The sequence below is a fragment of the Streptomyces sp. DS1-CR2 genome, assembly GCF_055760475.1.
The window spans coordinates 4,443,228-4,459,010 of the sequence record NZ_CM147085.1 but is presented as its reverse complement, the minus strand read 5'-3'; the positions used below and the strand labels follow the sequence as shown (position 1 = coordinate 4,459,010).

General features: G+C 71.2%; 12 protein-coding genes and 2 tRNA genes. 8 read left to right on the top strand and 6 right to left on the bottom strand.

Annotated elements, in window-relative coordinates; translation table 11 throughout:
• Position 1 precedes the first annotated feature (1 nt).
• The 6 genes from ACY0PA_RS21485 to ACY0PA_RS21460 all read left to right on the top strand — a co-directional run bounded on the left by ACY0PA_RS21485 (position 2) and on the right by ACY0PA_RS21460 (position 6,271).
• Positions 2–1,126: an acyl-CoA dehydrogenase family protein gene (locus ACY0PA_RS21485; protein WP_473086121.1), complete on the top strand. Its 1,125-nt coding sequence runs from the start codon at positions 2–4 to the stop codon at positions 1,124–1,126.
• 59 nt (positions 1,127–1,185) lie between these two features.
• Positions 1,186–1,689, top strand: a complete 504-nt coding sequence (locus ACY0PA_RS21480; RefSeq protein WP_473086390.1) for a MaoC family dehydratase — start codon at positions 1,186–1,188, stop codon at positions 1,687–1,689.
• Entirely contained in the window at positions 1,686–2,852 is a 1,167-nt protein-coding gene (locus ACY0PA_RS21475) for a lipid-transfer protein (RefSeq protein WP_473086120.1), read from the top strand. Before ACY0PA_RS21480 ends, ACY0PA_RS21475 begins: the two co-directional genes overlap by 4 nt.
• Before the next feature lie 145 nt (positions 2,853–2,997).
• The gene (locus ACY0PA_RS21470; protein WP_473086119.1) at positions 2,998–3,675 is read left to right on the top strand and encodes a glycoside hydrolase domain-containing protein; all 678 of its coding nucleotides are present in this window, start codon (positions 2,998–3,000) and stop codon (positions 3,673–3,675) included.
• 195 nt (positions 3,676–3,870) lie between these two features.
• Positions 3,871–4,512: a SigE family RNA polymerase sigma factor gene (locus ACY0PA_RS21465; RefSeq protein WP_473086118.1), complete on the top strand. Its 642-nt coding sequence runs from the start codon at positions 3,871–3,873 to the stop codon at positions 4,510–4,512.
• A 109-nt stretch (positions 4,513–4,621) separates the two neighbouring features.
• Positions 4,622–6,271 carry a long-chain fatty acid--CoA ligase gene (locus tag ACY0PA_RS21460; RefSeq protein WP_473086117.1) on the top strand — a complete coding sequence of 550 codons (1,650 nt, stop codon included), beginning with the start codon at positions 4,622–4,624 and terminating at the stop codon, positions 6,269–6,271.
• A 92-nt stretch (positions 6,272–6,363) separates the two neighbouring features.
• Here the strand turns inward: ACY0PA_RS21460 and ACY0PA_RS21455 are convergent, their stop codons facing one another.
• Both ACY0PA_RS21455 and ACY0PA_RS21450 read right to left on the bottom strand, forming a co-directional pair.
• Positions 6,364–10,569 carry a PAS domain-containing hybrid sensor histidine kinase/response regulator gene (locus tag ACY0PA_RS21455; protein WP_473086116.1) on the bottom strand — a complete coding sequence of 1,402 codons (4,206 nt, stop codon included), beginning with the start codon at positions 10,567–10,569 and terminating at the stop codon, positions 6,364–6,366.
• A gap of 288 nt (positions 10,570–10,857) precedes the next feature.
• Positions 10,858–11,307 (bottom strand): SSI family serine proteinase inhibitor, encoded by a 450-nt coding sequence (locus ACY0PA_RS21450; RefSeq protein ID WP_473086389.1) that lies wholly within the window; start codon positions 11,305–11,307, stop codon positions 10,858–10,860.
• Positions 11,308–11,548: 241 nt separating this feature from the next.
• Between ACY0PA_RS21450 and ACY0PA_RS21445 the strand changes: the two genes are divergently transcribed.
• Together ACY0PA_RS21445 and ACY0PA_RS21440 are read left to right on the top strand one after the other, a co-directional pair.
• Positions 11,549–11,639, top strand: a tRNA-Ser gene (locus ACY0PA_RS21445).
• Positions 11,640–11,825: 186 nt separating this feature from the next.
• Positions 11,826–11,898, top strand: a tRNA-Arg gene (locus ACY0PA_RS21440).
• 91 nt (positions 11,899–11,989) lie between these two features.
• On the opposite strand, the gene ACY0PA_RS21435 is transcribed toward ACY0PA_RS21440, so the two are convergent.
• The 4 genes from ACY0PA_RS21435 to ACY0PA_RS21420 form a co-directional block, all read right to left on the bottom strand.
• A complete protein-coding gene (locus ACY0PA_RS21435) occupies positions 11,990–13,273 on the bottom strand; it encodes a site-specific integrase (protein WP_473086115.1) in 1,284 nt (427 codons plus the stop codon).
• Complete coding sequence (locus ACY0PA_RS21430) at positions 13,273–13,455, bottom strand: helix-turn-helix domain-containing protein (protein WP_473086114.1); 183 nt, start codon at positions 13,453–13,455, stop codon at positions 13,273–13,275. The genes ACY0PA_RS21435 and ACY0PA_RS21430 overlap by 1 nt, the downstream gene beginning before the upstream one ends.
• Positions 13,452–14,888: a replication initiator gene (locus ACY0PA_RS21425; protein ID WP_473086113.1), complete on the bottom strand. Its 1,437-nt coding sequence runs from the start codon at positions 14,886–14,888 to the stop codon at positions 13,452–13,454. Before ACY0PA_RS21425 ends, ACY0PA_RS21430 begins: the two co-directional genes overlap by 4 nt.
• A gap of 157 nt (positions 14,889–15,045) precedes the next feature.
• The gene (locus ACY0PA_RS21420; RefSeq protein WP_473086112.1) at positions 15,046–15,774 is read right to left on the bottom strand and encodes a DUF2637 domain-containing protein; all 729 of its coding nucleotides are present in this window, start codon (positions 15,772–15,774) and stop codon (positions 15,046–15,048) included.
• Between the last annotated feature and the right edge of the window lie 9 nt (positions 15,775–15,783).

Here is a 15,783-nt window from a genome sequence, read left to right as displayed (position 1 = left end):
CGTGGACTTCACGCCTACGCAGGACCAGGCGGCCGCCGCCGGTCTGGCCGCGCGGATCTTCGGTGACCTGTCGACCCCCGAGCGTCTCGCGGCGGCCGGCACCGGCACGGACCCCGAGCTGTGGAAGGCGCTCGGCTCCGCCGGTCTGCCGGGGGCGGTGGAGGAGACCGGGCTGCTCGGACTCGTGCTGATGCTGGAGGAGCAGGGCCGGACGACGGCGCAGGTGCCGTTCGCCGCCAGTTGCGTGTACGGGCTGCTCGCGGTGGCGGGGCACGGCACCTCCGAGCAGCGGGACCGGTTGCTGCTGGGTCTGCGGGACGGGACGGAGGTGGCCACGGGGGCGTTTCCGGCGCAGGCCGGAGTGCGGGTCGACGGCGCGGAGGAAGGAGAGGGAAGGGAAGCAAGGGAAGCAGGGGAAACAGGGACCGGTGGGGGCGCGGGGCGGCTCACGGGGGTGGTGCCCTGGGTTCCGTGGCTTCGGGACGCGTCCTGGGTTCTGGTCGCGACGGCCGACCGGGGTCTGTGGAGAGTGCGTACGGCCGATGCCGGCTGCGATGCGGTCGAGCTCAGCGCGCCCTGGTCGGCGGGCCGGCTCGTTCTCGACGGGGCGCCGGCGGAGAGGCTCGGCGGGGCCGGTGCGTACGACGATGTGCTGGCGATGGCGCGGACCGCGTTCGCGGGGCTCCAGGCCGGGGTCTGCGCGGGGTCTCTGGCGCGGGCCGTGGAGTACACGAACGAGCGGGAGCAGTTCGGGAGACCACTCGCCGCTAAGCAGGGGGTCCAACTCCGGGCAGCTGACGCCTATATGGATACGGAGGCCATCCGTGTCACCGCGTACGAGGCGGCATGGCGACGGGACGAGGGGTTGCCGTACGCGGGACATGCGCTGACCGCGGCCTGGTGGGCATCGGAGGCGGGCAGACGGGTCGTGCACGCCGGGCAGCATCTGCACGGCGGCATGGGCGCCGACCTGGAGCATCCCGTGCACCGGCATTTTCTGTGGGGCCGACAGCTCGACGCCTATCTGGGATGCGGGGGTGAACTGCTCGCGGAGCTCGGCGACTTGATTGCCGGAGACGACGGGAGCGGTGCGAAGGGGGCGGAGATGACGTGGGCGCGGAAGTGAAGGCGGAGGGGGAGGGAATGGATCAGGAGGAGGGGGAAGTCGCCATGGCGGAGGTAGCTGTGGGGGTCGGCACGGAGCTGGCGCCGCTGGAGATTCCGGTCACCCGGACGCTGGTCGTCTCCGGGGCCATCGCGTCCCGTGACTACCAGGACGTGCACCACGACGCGGAGCTCGCCAAGGAGAAGGGCTCCCCCGACATCTTCATGAACATCCTGACGACGAACGGACTCGTCGGCCGTTACGTCACCGATCACTTCGGCCCCACAGCGGTTCTGCGCAAGGTCGCGATACGGCTGGGCGCACCCAACTACCCAGGAGACACCATGGTGTTGACCGGGACGGTGGCTGACGTCCAGGAGGGGGCCGCCGGCGGGAGCGGGCACGGGAGCGAGTCCGAGGGCAGGGGTGCCACGGTGGTGGTGCGGATCGTCGGGGCCAACGGGCTGGGCAAGCACGTCACCGGGTCGGTGACAGTCACCCTCCCGAGCCTCCCGGGCACGCCGAGCCCCCCGAGCCCTCCGAGCACGCCGTCCCGTCCCTCGGTGTCGGGGAGGCCGGCATGAGTGTGCGGGCGAAGGACAGTCTTGGCGGGCGGGCGGCGATCGTCGGGATCGGGGCGACCGAGTTCTCCAAGGACTCCGGGCGCAGTGAGCTGAAGCTGGCGGTGGAGGCGGTGGGGGCGGCGCTGGACGACGCCGGGCTCTCCCCCGCCGACGTGGACGGCATGGTCACGTTCACCATGGACACCAGCCCGGAGATCACCGTCGCGCAGGCGGCCGGGATGGGGGATCTCTCCTTCTTCTCCCGGGTCCACTACGGCGGTGGTGCAGCCTGCGCCACAGTGCATCAGGCCGCGCTCGCCGTGGCGACCGGGGTGGCCGAAGTGGTCGTCTGCTACCGGGCGTTCAATGAGCGCTCCGGCAGAAGGTTCGGCTCCGGGGTGCAGCATCGGGAGCCGTCGGCGGAGGGGGTGGCGCTCGGCTGGGCACTGCCGTTCGGGCTGCTCACGCCCGCGTCGTGGGTGGCGATGGCGGCGCAGCGCTATCTCCACGCGTACGGCCTGGGCCCGGAGGCGTTCGGCCATGTCGCTGTCATGGACCGCGCGTACGCGGCCACCAATCCGGCGGCGTACTTCCACGGGAAGCCGATCACGCTGGAGGACCATGCGGCGTCGCGGTGGATCGTGGAGCCGTTGCGGCTGCTCGACTGCTGTCAGGAGACCGACGGCGGGCAGGCGATCGTCGTCACCAGCGTCGAGCGGGCCCGCGACCTGCCGCACCGGCCCGCCGTGATCACGGCGGCGGCCCAGGGGGCCGGGCGCAACCAGGAGCAGATGACGAGTTTCTACCGGGACGACATGACGGGCCTGCCCGAAATGGGAGTCGTGGCACGGCAGTTGTGGCGGTCGGCGGGGCTGACGCCGGGCGAGATAGACGTGGGGATCCTCTACGACCACTTCACACCGTTCGTGCTGATGCAGCTGGAGGAGTTCGGCTTCTGCGGGCCGGGTGAGGCGGCGGACTTCGTGGCGGAGCGACGGCTCCCGCTCAACACGCACGGCGGGCAGCTCGGCGAGGCGTACCTGCACGGGATGAACGGCATAGCGGAGGCCGTCAGGCAGGTGCGGGGCACGGCGGTGAACCAGATAGCCGGCGCCGCCACGGCGCTGGTGACCGCGGGGACCGGCGTCCCCACATCGGGTCTGATTCTGGGAGCGGACGGCTGAACGCGGGGTGTGTCCCGGAACCGGCCCTGGCCCCGGCCCCGGTCGCCCGGCCCGGCCCCCCGCCGGTGGCCCCTTCTCCGAACCCCTGCTGCCGCCCTCGCTCTCCAACCCGCGGACGTTCCGCGGGCTGGCGTTCGACACCTGCATGGCGCCGTCCCGCGACACCATGCGGCGGTGCCGGGCGTCGAAGTACGGGGCGGCGGGCGTGTACTACGGGGGCCGTGGGCGAACCTGTCCTCATCTGCCCCGGCTCGGGCCCCGTTGGATGAAGGGGGTTCAGCGGCTGGCGTGGCGGGTGCTGCCGGTGTACGCCGGTTCGCAGTCGCCGTGTGCGGTCGGGCGGCCCAAGAAGGTCCACCGCATCGGCCGGCACGCCTGGAACGAGGGAGTGCGGGAGGGGCGGGACGCCGTACGCAGGGCGTGGGCCGTCGGCATCCGGCCGGGCAGCCCGCTCTATCTCGACATGGAGGCATCCGAGTACCGGCAGAAGAAGTGCGCCCGCACGACGCTCGCCTTTGTGCGGGCCGGGACCGGCAGGTGCGCGGGACGGGGTACGTGCCGGGTTCTACAGCGGTGCCGACTCCGGGGCGGCGCACATGCGGGCCGTGGCGCGGGCGGGGGTGCGGGATCTGCCGTCGGTGATCTGGTTCGCGCGTTGGCACACGCGGCCCGGCTGTCCCGGGAGCCCGTGCTGTGGCGATCCGCCTGGAGCCAGCAGCGCAGGATCCACCAGTACGTGGGGAACGTGAAGGAGCGGCACGGCGGGCGGACTCTCGTCATCGACCGGAATCTGGTGCACGCGCCGGTGGCCCGCATCCGATGAGCCGTCCCGGTCCGCGGGAGTGGCAGGTGGAGCGAAGCCCATGGAATGGCTCTCAGGGATGAACCCTCAGGGGTGCGTGCCGCGTCCTCCACCTTCAGGAGGTGGGGATACCACCACTCCTACAACCTGAGGCGGACACCGCTTCGGGACCTCCGGCCGATCCGCGAGGGTAGGGGGCGCTCCTAGCGTGGAGCCATGACCGCAACCATGGCGCCTGTCTGCTCCAGTGCATCGGATGCCGCGACGCGCAGCGCGCCGCGAGCCGCGATGACGCCTCACTCGTCCCACCCCGCGCCGTACACGCCGGCCGCCCCCACGACGCCGTACGGACCGCACAAGTCGTACCCGTCGTTCGCGTCGTACGTGCGGGCGCGGCAGCCCGTGCTGCTGCGGACCGCCCGGTCGCTGACGGCGAACCCGTGCGATGCCGAGGACCTGCTCCAGACCGCGCTCACCAAGACGTATGTGGCGTGGGACCGCATCGAGGACCACCGCGCGCTCGACGGCTACGTGCGCCGGGCCCTGCTGAACACGCGTACGTCGCAGTGGCGTAAGCGGAAGGTCGACGAGTTCGCCTGCGACGAGCTGCCCGAGCCGGAGACCGTGGCAGCGGCGGACCCCGCTGAGCACCAGGCCCTGCACGACGCGATGTGGCGCGCAATCATGAAACTGCCGGCCCGTCAGCGCGCGATGGTCGTCCTGCGGTACTACGAGGATCTGAGCGAGGTTCAGACGGCCGAGGTGCTCGGGGTGTCTGTCGGCACGGTCAAGAGCGCGGTGTCGCGGGCCCTCGGCAAGCTCCGCGAGGACCCGGAACTGCGCCCGGCTCGGAGCTGAGCTGGACGACTCTCTGATCGATCATTCCCGGGGCTAGTGACATACCGACTGGTATGCAGTGAGAATCGGCGGAACATTACTGCGCCGTAGCGCCCACCGGGAGGACGCCGTGCTGAGCACGATGCAGGACGTACCACTGCTGATCTCGAGGATCCTGACCCATGGGGCGACGATCCACGGCACGTCCCAGGTGACCACCTGGACCGGTGAGAGCGGGCCGCAGCGCCGGAGCTTCGCCGAGATCGGCGACCGCAGCGCCCAGCTGGCGCACGCTCTGCGCGACGACCTCGGCATCGTGGACGACGACCGCGTGGCGACCCTGATGTGGAACAACGCGGACCACGTCGAGGCCTACTTCGCGATCCCCTCCATGGGCGCCGTACTGCACACCCTGAACCTGCGGCTTCCCGCCGACCAGCTGGTGTGGATCGTCAACCACGCCGCCGACCGCGTGATCATCGTCAACGGCTCCCTGCTGCCGCTGCTCGCGCCGCTCCTGCCGTCCCTCACAGGCGTGGAGCACATCGTCGTCTCCGGTCCCGGCGACCGTTCGCTCCTCGACGGAGCGCGCCCCCAGGTCCACGAGTACGAGGAGCTCATCGCCGGAAAGCCGGTCACGTACGACTGGCCGCAGCTCGACGAGCGCCAGGCCGCCGCGCTCTGCTACACCTCCGGCACCACCGGCGACCCCAAGGGCGTCGTCTACTCGCACCGTTCGATCTACCTGCACTCCATGCAGGTCAACATGACGCAGTCCATGGGCCTGACCGACGAGGACACCTCGCTCGTCGTGGTGCCGCAGTTCCATGTGAACGCGTGGGGTCTGCCGCACGCGACGTTCATGACCGGCGTGCACATGCTGATGCCGGACCGCTTCCTCCAGCCCGCGCCGCTCGCCGAGATGATCGAGAGCGAGCGCCCCACGCACGCGGCGGCCGTCCCCACCATCTGGCAGGGCCTGCTCGCGGAGCTCACCGCGAGGCCTCGCGACGTGAGTTCGCTCGGGCAGGTCACCATCGGCGGCTCGGCCTGTCCGCCCTCGCTCATGAAGGCCTTCGACGAGCTCGGCATGCGGGTCTGCCACGCCTGGGGCATGACAGAGACGTCTCCCCTCGGTACGGTCGCCCGGCCGCCGGCCGCGGCGGTCGGCACCGACGAGGAGTTCGCGTACCGCCTCACCCAGGGCCGGTTCCCGGCCGGCGTCGAGGCGCGGCTCTCGGGCCCCGACGGCGAGCTGCTGGCCTGGGACGGCGAGTCGGCCGGTGAGCTGGAGGTCCGCGGGCCGTGGATAGCGGGTGCGTACTACTCGGGCCCCGACAGTGAACCGCTGCGTCCCGGCGACAAGTTCAGCGACGACGGCTGGCTCAAGACGGGCGACGTCGGCACGATCAGCCCCGACGGCTTCCTCACCCTCACCGACCGCGCCAAGGACGTCATCAAGTCCGGTGGTGAGTGGATCAGCAGCGTCGACCTCGAGAACGCCCTGATGTCCCACCCGGACATCGCCGAGGCGGCCGTTGTGGCCGTGCCCGACGAGAAGTGGGGCGAGCGCCCGCTCGCCACCGTGGTCCTGAAGGACGGCGCGAGCGCCGACTTCGAGACCCTGCGCGCGTTCCTCGGCGAGAAGGTCGCCAAGTGGCAGCTCCCGGAGCGCTGGACGGTGATCACCGCGGTGCCGAAGACGAGCGTCGGCAAGTTCGACAAGAAGGTGCTGCGCAAGCAGTACGCCGAAGGGGAGCTGGACATCACGCGGCTCTGAGCCCACAGCTCAGCGACGGTTTCACGTGAAACAGGGGCAGCCCGAACGGGCCGCCCCTGTTTGCCAGTTGTGGGTGTGTCAGTCGCGGGTGCTCAGTTGGTGCCGATCTTCGCGAGCAGGTCCACGATCCGGCCCTGTACCTCGTCGCTCGTCGAACGCTCCGCCAGGAACAGGACGGTCTCGCCCGCGGCCAGGCGCGGCAGCTCGGCCTCCTCGACGGCGGCGGTGTAGACGACGAGGGGCGTGCGGTTCAACTGGCCGTTCGCGCGCAGCCAGTCGACGATCCCTGCGCGCCTGCGACGCACCTGGAGCAGGTCCATCACCACCAGGTTCGGCCGCATCTGCGCGGCCAGCGTCACCGCGTCCGCGTCGGAACCCGCCCGCGCGACCTGCATCCCGCGCCGCTCAAGCGTCGCGGTGAGCGCGAGCGCGATCTCCTCGCGCTCCTCGATGAGCAGCACACGCGAGGGGTGCTGCTCACTGTCCCGAGGCGCGAGGGCCTTCAGCAGGACGGCGGGATCGGCCCCGTACGCGGCCTCGCGCGTCGCCTGTCCGAGCCCGGCCGTCACCAGGACGGGAACCTCGGCGGCGACGGCGGCCTGGCGCAGCGACTGGAGCGCGGTGCGAGTGATGGGTCCGGTCAGCGGGTCGACGAAGAGCGCGGCGGGGAAGGCCGCGATCTGCGCGTCGACCTCCTCGCGTGAGTGCACGGTCACCGGGCGGTAGCCGCGGTCGCTCAGGGCCTGCTGCGTGGTGGCGTCGGGCGCGGGCCAGACCAGGAGCCGGCGCGGGTTGTCGAGCGGCTCCGGGGGCAGCTCGTCGTCCATCGGCTGCGGCTGGGGCCGGACCGCCAGCTCGACGGCGCCACCGGGCCCGTCCAGCGGCTCGGGTCCCTCATCGGCGTCCTGGTCGGGGGCGCCGATCGCGTACGAACGTCCTCGGCCCTCCGATGACGACGACAGAAGTGACTGGGGCTGACCGGGCTGGGACTGGCCGGACGGCGTCTGGGGCTGAGCCTTCGGCTGCGCCGGCGACGACTGTGACGGGGCCTGCGGGTGCGGGCGGGCCGCGGTCTCCGGCTGGGTGCCGGCGGGATCGGGCCGGGTGGACAGCCTGCGCCGGCGACCGGAGCCGCCGAGCGTGTGCTGCGTCTGCTCCTGCGGGGCAGCCGCGGGCTGCGGGACCTGGGGAGGCAGCGGGACCTGGAGCGACGGGTTGCCGCCGGCTGACTGAACGGGCTGCTGCCCGGACTTCGGGCCGGACGGACCGCCTTGCGCGCCGCCCTGCGTGCCGGACGCCTGCTTCGCCTGCGGACCGGGCTGCTTGCCTGTCGCCGGGTTGGCCGGGTTCGCCTGGCTGGGCTGGTTCGCGCGGTTCGGCTGTGCGGCCGCCGGTGAACTGGGCTGTGGGCTCGCCGGCGGCTGGGCCGTGCCGGGGGCCGCCGGCTGGGGCCGCGGCGGGCGCTGCTGCTCGGCGATCTGACGTCCGAAGGGAACGCCCTGCCCCAGCGTTCGTACGCTTATGGCGCGGCCCTGACTCGAGTTGGGGTCTGCCGACGGGGCCTCGGCGGGGAGGGGCTGCGCGGCGCGGGGCCTGGCACCGTTCTCCGGCGGCAGCGCGGCGCGCGCCGCCGGAACCGTCTGGACAGGGTGCGGCTGCGGCGGAGTGTGGTGGTCGGAGGGGTGACCCTGCGCGGCGTCGTGCCGCTCGCCGTCAGCACCCCTACCGGCGTCCGTAGCGGCATCCGGCTCAGGCGTCGTCCGGTCGGCCTCAGCGGGCGGGAGCGCGAATACGGTGCGCGCGGTGCTGCTCTGCTCGGCTTCCCGCTCCGGGGCGCTGCCGAGAGTGCGGCGTGCGCGACGCCCGGCGGGGACGTTCTGCCCGGCCTGAGACGCATCGGAAGCCCCGGCCTGACCCGAACCACCGGCAGGCAGCGCGGCCGGCTCCGCGTTGCGCCGGGCCCGCCGGCCCGAGGACGCTCCGACCGGCACACCTTGCGGCGGCACGGTCTCGCCCAGGGCGGGGGCTCCGGCGGCGTGTTCGGCAGCGGTCATCACGGAACCCTCAGCGGCACCGGGACCAGCGGTTCCCTCAGGAACGGCGACCTCGGCCGGATTGGGCCGCCCACGCCGACGCCCCGTGCCGGTCCCGGCGCCCGCGTCACCCGCAGGCGTCCCGCCGGCCGGAGTCTGCGTGGCCTGCGCCGGCAGCTGCCCCTGAGCGCTCCCGGGCGTTCCCGGGCTCGCGCCCTCCTCGGCCCGCCGCCTGCGTCGCCCGGTCGGAGCGGCAGCCTCCGAGCCACCGACACCCTGCCCGGCCTCGTCGGCGTCCGGCACGGCACCCACGGCCCCCGCGACACCGCTCTCCAAGAATGAGTCCACCGACGCGCCCGAAGCCCGCCGGGCCCGCCGCCGCCCGCCGCGCGTACCCGAAGCCTGCTCGGGCAGCCCCGCTCCGGCCACGGCCATGGCCTGCGACGCGACCTCGACAGCCGTACCGGGAACAGCCGCCCCGACAACACCCGCCCCGACAACACCCGAAGGATCAGCCACCGGAACCGCCCCGGCCCCGCCCCCGATCGGCACCTCGAGCACGTACGCGCTGCCGCTCATCCCGGGCACCTCGTGCGTCTGGAGCACGCCGCCGTGCGCCCGCACGATGCCGCGCACGATGGGCTCGTGCACCGGGTCGCCGCCCGTGTAGGGCCCGCGCACCTCGATACGGACGCTCTCGCCGCGCAGCGCCGCCGCCACGACGATCGTCGAGTCCACGTATCCGCCGACGCCGCTGGTCGGTACGGAGCCCACGCGCGCGTTGCCGGTGGCGTCGATCCCTGCGACGTCCGCGACGAGGTGGGCGAGCGCGGTGGCCAGGCGCGCCGCGTCGACCTCGGCCTCGATGGGCGGGGCGTGCACGGCGAACTGTGCGCGCCCGGGCCCGATCAGCTCGACCGCCCCGTCGACGCCCGCGGCGACGACCGCGTCGAGCATCGCATTCGTACGGGTCAGCTGTGCGTCGCCGGAGTCGAGGAGCTGGTAGCCGAGCACGTTGTCGACGAGCGTGGTCATGCGGCTGTAGCCGGCCGCGAGATGGTGCAGGATCTGGTTGGCCTCGGGCCACAGCTGGCCCGCGTCGTCCGCGGCCAGAGTGGTGAGCTGGCCGCGCAGTTCGTCGAGAGGGCCGCGCAGCGACTGGCCGAGGACGGCGAGGAGCTGCTCGTGCCGGGCCGCGAGTGCCTCGTAACGGTCCTTCTCGCGCTCGGCGAGCGCGGCGATCCGGTCCTTCTCGGCGGAGAGTTCCTCGGTGTGCTGCTCGGTGATCGTGGCGAGCTCGGCGGCGTGCTCCTCTTCGGCACGCGCGGTCTGCGCCTCATGCTCCTCGACGGTGCGCGCGAGCGTCTCCGCGTGCTCCGTGGCGACTCGCTCCGTCTCCTTGTCGCGCCGGTCGATCTCCTCCGCGTGCGCCAGGACGAGCTCGTCGTAGGGCCGCCGGTCGGTGAACGTCATCACGGCGCCGACCAGTTGGTCACCGTCGCGGACGGGCGCCGTCGTCATGTCGACGGGCACCTGCGCGCCGCTCTTCGACCACAGGACCTGCCCGCGCACCCGGTGCTTGCGCCCGGACCGCAGGGTGTCGGCGAGCGGGGACTCCTCGTACGGGAACGGCTCGCCGTCGGCGCGGGAGTGGAGGACGAGCGCGTGCAGCTCCTGCCCGCCCAGGTCGCTGGCGCGGAACCCCAGGATCTGCGCGGCGGCCGGGTTGACGAGCACGATCCGGCCGTCGGTGTCGGTGCCGATGACGCCCTCGGCGGCGGCGCGCAGGATCATCTCGGTCTGGCGCTGCGAACGCGCGAGTTCGGCCTCGGTGTCGACGGTCCCCGACAGGTCGCGCACGACGAGCATCAGCAGCTCGGCCGCGCCGCCGTAGGACCCGTACGAGCTGTTGCCGTAGCCGTCGACGGCGTCGCGGCCGTCGGCGAGATTGGCGCTCGTGACCTCGACGGGGAACTCGCTGCCGTCGGTGCGGCGGGCCGTCATCCGGGTCGGCTTGGTGCGCCCGCGCTCGTCCGTCGTGTCGGGCCTGCGCATCGATCCGGGGATGAGCCGCGAGTCGAACTCGGGCAGTAGATCGAGCAGTCCGCGCCCCACGAGGGCGGTGCCCGGGGCCTCGAAGGCCTCCAGAGCGATGGTGTTCGCGTTGACGACGGTCCCGTTGGCGTTGACCAGCACCAGCGCGTCCGGGAGCGCGTCGAGTATGGCTGCGAGGCGAGCAGCGCCTCGGGATGGCCTGCTGCTCACGACGACGCTTCCTCCCTGATTACCGCACTTTGCCGACCGCGCGAGCCATCTTCCTACGTGGCTCGCGGCATGTCACGGGAGGGAGTCTACGGGCAGAGGTTGTGCTCGCGGCGCCGGATGAGAGGGAGGTCGCACGCGGAAGATGTGCCCTTGGAATGAAGATGCGTGAGGGCGAGGCCCTCCCCGGCCGTGTGACGGCGGGGCATGCGGGGGCATATGCCTGGTCACAGGGTGTCCGGCGGCGCGCCGCACCTTGGCACGCTCCCCGCACAAATGGCCCGCGCTCGTTCACGGACCGGTAGCGGGCAGTACGGGAACGAGTCCCTGCCACCGCGAGATCTCACAGCCGTCGGTCCTCTTGTACGTCGCATCGACGGGCCGGCCGTGCCACGTTCCGGTGATGCGGGCGGTCGCGGGGCCTCCGTACTGCATCGTGCACCGGGAGCCCGACGAGCTCGGCGCGAACGGGTCGCGGCCGTTCGCGGACAGCTCGTCGAGCCGCGCGCAAGCGTTCACGGGTTCGGGATGGGTACCGCCCGAGGGTCCGCACTCCAGCTCGTACGTCCCGTCCCTTCCGTCACCCGTGCCGGTGACGGCGACCCGTAGCCGGTCCTGGACGGCGGGCTTGGCGAACAACTGAGGGAGGCCGAGCGGACCCGTGTCGGCGTGGGCGGCGGCGGGGACCGCGCAGAGCGCGGCGGCGGAGGCGGTGGCGGTGAGGGCGATGCGGCGCAGCAACATGAGGGCTCCACGAATGAGTCAGAAGGGAAGACTGAGGAACCGCACCGTCACGAGCGGCTCCACCGCGTCTAACGCCGGGCGGCCCGCGATGTTGCGGTGGGTCCCAGGACACGAGGGCGAACAGAAGGGCTTTGCTCTCCGGCCTGGACGCCTAGTACCGTGGGGGCCAATTGGTGACACCGCGCGATGCTGTGTCATCATCTGGACGCACCACTCGCGCTCGCGCGGGGGTCGTGCTGGAGGCGTCGCCTAGTCCGGTCTATGGCGCCGCACTGCTAATGCGGTTTGGGCCTTCAAGCCCATCGAGGGTTCAAATCCCTCCGCCTCCGCTCCAAGATCCGAAGCCCCGGTCCTGATGGACCGGGGCTTCGGCGTTTCGGACCCGCAAGACGGTGTTTGCCCAGCTCACAAGGGGTGCGGCAAACGGATTTCACATGGCGGCGGCAGTCATGTAATGTTCTTCCTGTCGCCGGGAACGGGCCGAAGGGGCCGGGACCGAGGCAAAAACAGAACAAGCACTCGTAGCTTAACGGATAGAGCATCTGACTACGGATCAGAAGGTTGCAGGTTCGAATCCTGCCGAGTGCACATCAGACCAGGGGCCCTGTGGAGCGATCCACAGGGCCCCTGGCGTTTGTCTTGACGGCAGTGTTTGACGGCAACCGCCTTCAGGAGCGAATCAGACGGCTGTCGGGACACCGGCCGCACCGTCGTCATCGTCCGGGCTGTTGCCGTCACCCCTCAGGGCATCCCCTACGCGATCGAACGCCGAGCGCTGCGAGTCGAGCCGCACGAAGGTGTAGATGTCCATGGTTACGCGGATCGAACTGTGACCGAGGACTTCCATGATCATGCGGGCGTCGGCGCCCTGTTCGTGGAGGAGCGAGGCACAGGTGTGGCGCAGGTCGTGGAATCGGACCTTGCGGACGCCGGCCCGGGTGCTCAGCGCCTCGAAGGAGCGGTTCAGGTTGCGCGGCTCGATGGGGGTCCCGTTCCTGGTGGTGAAGACGAGGCCATGGCCGGTCCCCTTCCAGGCGTCGCCCGCTCCCTTCCGGTCGGCGATCTGCTGGGCGCGCTGAGCACGGAGGGCGGTCACGCACTCGGACGGCAGGGCCACGCGACGGGCCGAGCGCTGCGTCTTCGGCGCGACGATCAGCAGTTCGCCGCCGACTCGCTGTAGAGCCTGCCGGACAGTGAGGACGCCTTCGTGGAGATCCACGTCCGACCAGCGCAGTCCCAGCAGTTCACCGCGCCGCAGACCGATGCGGACCGCCAGCTCGTAGGCGGCCCACAGCCGGTTTTCCCGGGCCGTCGTCAGTAGCTGACGCCCTTCCTTGGCCGTGAGCGGTTCGATCTCGCGCTTCGTTCCCATGCTCAGCTCCACGTTCCGGGCCACATTGCGGGGCAGTTCGTCCTCACGCACGGCGTGCTGGAGAGCGGCACGCATGATCACCAGTAGGAAGCGCACGGTCCGGTCCGAGGCGAGCTTCTTGCAGCACTTGCCAAGGGCGCAGCAGCGCCGCTTGTGCTCCGGTCGCTTTCTGTCCTTGCCCTGCGCGCAGCACTGGCAGGTGGCGGCCGTCTTGGCGAGGAATGCGCGTATGTCGCGAGCGGTAAGACGGACCAGCTTCTTCTTGCCGAATTCCGTGGTGACGTAGTTGCGGACGAGGGACTCGTAGTTGACGTACGTCGTCCTGCGCACCTTGCCCTGGGCAACGTTCGCCAGCCAATACGCCAGATACTCGGCGATCGTCATCTTGCTGGTGGCGACCGGGAGGCCGTTGAGGGAGTCGGCCTTGAGCTTGGTCAGCTTCTCGTGCGCTTCGTCCCAGGTCTTGCCGTAGACGCTGCGCCGCTTGTATGTGCCATCGGTCGCCAGCACGTAGGCGCTGCCCTCCCAGCGGCCGTCCCTGCGCTGGTAGATGGTGCCCTCGTTGTTGGCGTTCTTCTTCGGCTTGGCCATCAGGCGGCTTCCTGTTCTGTGCGGAGGGACACGTAGTCGTGCACGGCGGCTTCGCTGATGCGGCGGCAGCGACCGACCTTGAAGGAGGCGAGTTCGCGGGAGCGGATCAGGTCGTGGACCTTCCAGCGGCTGATGTGGAGGTGTTCGGCGACCTGGGCCACGGTCAGGACGGCCGTTGTCATTCGTGATCGCCTCCCTCCGCCTTGAGCTTTCGAGCCCATGCGCGTTCGTGGCGGACCTGGGCGGCGAGGAGTTCTTCGCCGGGGCTGTAGCCGATGTCGAGGAAGGCCCAGGCGGATTCGGTGACGAGACTCGTGTCTGTATCGCCCTCTGGCAGGCCGAGGTGGGCGCGGGCCTTTGCCTGGCGCCAGGCTCGGCGTACGTCGCGGAGCGCGCCGAGGGTGGTGGAGTAGGCGCGGGATTTGGTGGAGAAGTGGCCCCGGAAGCCGAGCATGTGGGCCCATTTCCAGAGCTTGAGGTGGCCGAACTCCGCGAGCCGTCCGAGCTCGAAGGCGGTTCGGACCATCTGCCGCATGTGCCGGGTGATGGCAAGGAACCGCAGCCGGACGCCTTCCCCGGTACCGTGACAGGCGCGGCAGTCGCCGCCTGCGCGTCGCCCGCGGCCTTGGCACATGGTGCAGAAGACGGGAGCGTCGACGGTGCCGGAGTCTTCGGCGCCTTTGGTGGCGTACTTGGCGACGTAGGCGGCAACAGCCTGGTCGGTGAGTTCGGCTTCGCTGCCGAAGCCGCTGATTTCCCGTACGTCGATCTGGTGGCCCCAAGTGAATTTCCGCTCCCCGACCGCGTCCGTTTCCAGGGTGAGGCTGACGCGTGTGGCGACCTCTTGCACGGCGTCGATGAGGAGGCTGGTGGTGGCGGAGGCCGGCGGGGGTGTGGTGCTGCCGTCGGGTCCGTCAAAGCGGATGACTGCGTGGTAGTGGACGAGGCCGCGCTTTTGGTACTCGGCAACCTTGGCGAAGGAGACGCGCAGGACGTCGGCCAGGCCGCGCTGTGAGAGGCCGAGGCGGGCGGCAATTTGGCGGCGCAGGTAGGTGGTGAAGCGGGCCCACAGGGCGGAGGCGTGGGCGTTCCACAGCACGGCGCCTGCGTAGTCGTAGGTGATGGGGTCCAGGGGTGTGCCCAAGGCGGGGTCGTCCTTCATATGCCACTCGCCGCAGCGGCAGGCTCGACGCTTGGCGCCGCCGGGCCGGTTGTGGACGGGACCGAAGGAGGGGGCGGTGAGGGTGGCGAACACCCGCGGATGCGTTCCTACGGATTCCGGGACTTCCTTGCCGCCGGATAGGCCCGCGCGGATCAGGTGAAAGGTGTCGCCCGCGTAGGTGCGTGAGCAGGACGCGCAGCGCGAGGCGCGGCGGTTGCCGCAGGAGACCAGGAGGCGGCCGCTGGGTTCGTCGTCGGTGTTGAAGACGTGCAGGGCTTCACCGGTGACCCCGTTCAGAGTGGCGCTGTATCCGGTGAGTTGGATGGGTTGGGCGCATCCGGCCAGGTGCTCGATCTGTGCCTGTATGCGGTTGAAGTCGTGGAGTTGTACGAGTTGGAGGAGGTCTCGTACGGCTGGGTCCGCCACGTGGGTCAGGTCCAGGTTCGTAGTCATGGGGGTGGCGTTCCTCTCAATGCAGCGTGCGGGAGTTGGGCCCCGAACCGCACGAAGGCAGGGGTGGCCACGCGTGCGGCTCGGGGCAGGGGAAACCGTGGCCAGGGGCCAGCGGTCAGGAGGCACGCCGGGTGGAAGGCCGGCGGGGTGCTCAGGTTCAGAGCTGAGCGTGCGCGGCGGTGGCCAGCGGCAGGGAGACGCCGAGGCGGGTTCGCAGCTGCGCCGGGGTGATGGCTTGCCCGTGGGCGGCCTGGTGCTGGTCGGCGATGGAGCGGGCCGCGTCGACCAGGGCGGGCGGGATTGACACGGCCAGAGCCTGGACCGCGGTGGGGGCCGGGGCGTCGGCCTGGATGACCGGGGCCGGGGGTTCGGCCGGGGTGTCGACGGTGGGCAGCAACTCGCCTGCTGCCGGGCCTGGGTCGGGAACCAGGGCCGGGACAGGGGTGGCGTCCGGCGCAGGCTCGGTGACGGGGTCGGTGGCAGGGGTGAGGGTGTGGAAGTGCCGGAGCAGTTGCGGCCCGACCGCCCCCCAGCCGAGGAGTAGCAGGGGTGCCACTGCGTCCAGGGCGGCGCGGCCGTAGTGTCCGGCGGCGATGGGTTCGGCGATGTTCAGTGCGAGGGTGAGCAGCCCGGACAGGTGCATGAGCCGGGTCGCGCCCTTGAGCTTTTTCGCGTCCACTCCCCGAAGGGACAGGTAGCGCAGGCCCACGAGGAGGCCGACGACCGACAGGTCGACCATGGGGGCGATCAGTGGGGCGATGGGGCGGGGCACGCCCAGGCGCAGCGCCAGGGACCACACGTTGCCGAAGCTGAATACGAACGCAAGGAGGGCGATGGTGGCCATGACGACGGTTACGGTCCGCTGCGTCACCCGTTCTTCACCCATGTATATGTC

Excerpts from the sequence above, each read along its gene's own strand:
- ACY0PA_RS21430 (WP_473086114.1), bottom strand. The coding sequence starts at position 13,455 with ATGACAACGGCCGTCCTGACCGTGGCCCAGGTCGCCGAACACCTCCAC.
- ACY0PA_RS21420 (WP_473086112.1), bottom strand. The coding sequence starts at position 15,774 with ATGGGTGAAGAACGGGTGACGCAGCGGACCGTAACCGTCGTCATGGCC.
- ACY0PA_RS21475 (WP_473086120.1), top strand. The coding sequence starts at position 1,686 with ATGAGTGTGCGGGCGAAGGACAGTCTTGGCGGGCGGGCGGCGATCGTC.
- ACY0PA_RS21470 (WP_473086119.1), top strand. The coding sequence starts at position 2,998 with ATGGCGCCGTCCCGCGACACCATGCGGCGGTGCCGGGCGTCGAAGTAC.
- ACY0PA_RS21425 (WP_473086113.1), bottom strand. The coding sequence starts at position 14,888 with ATGACTACGAACCTGGACCTGACCCACGTGGCGGACCCAGCCGTACGA.
- ACY0PA_RS21435 (WP_473086115.1), bottom strand. The coding sequence starts at position 13,273 with ATGGCCAAGCCGAAGAAGAACGCCAACAACGAGGGCACCATCTACCAG.
- ACY0PA_RS21465 (WP_473086118.1), top strand. The coding sequence starts at position 3,871 with ATGACCGCAACCATGGCGCCTGTCTGCTCCAGTGCATCGGATGCCGCG.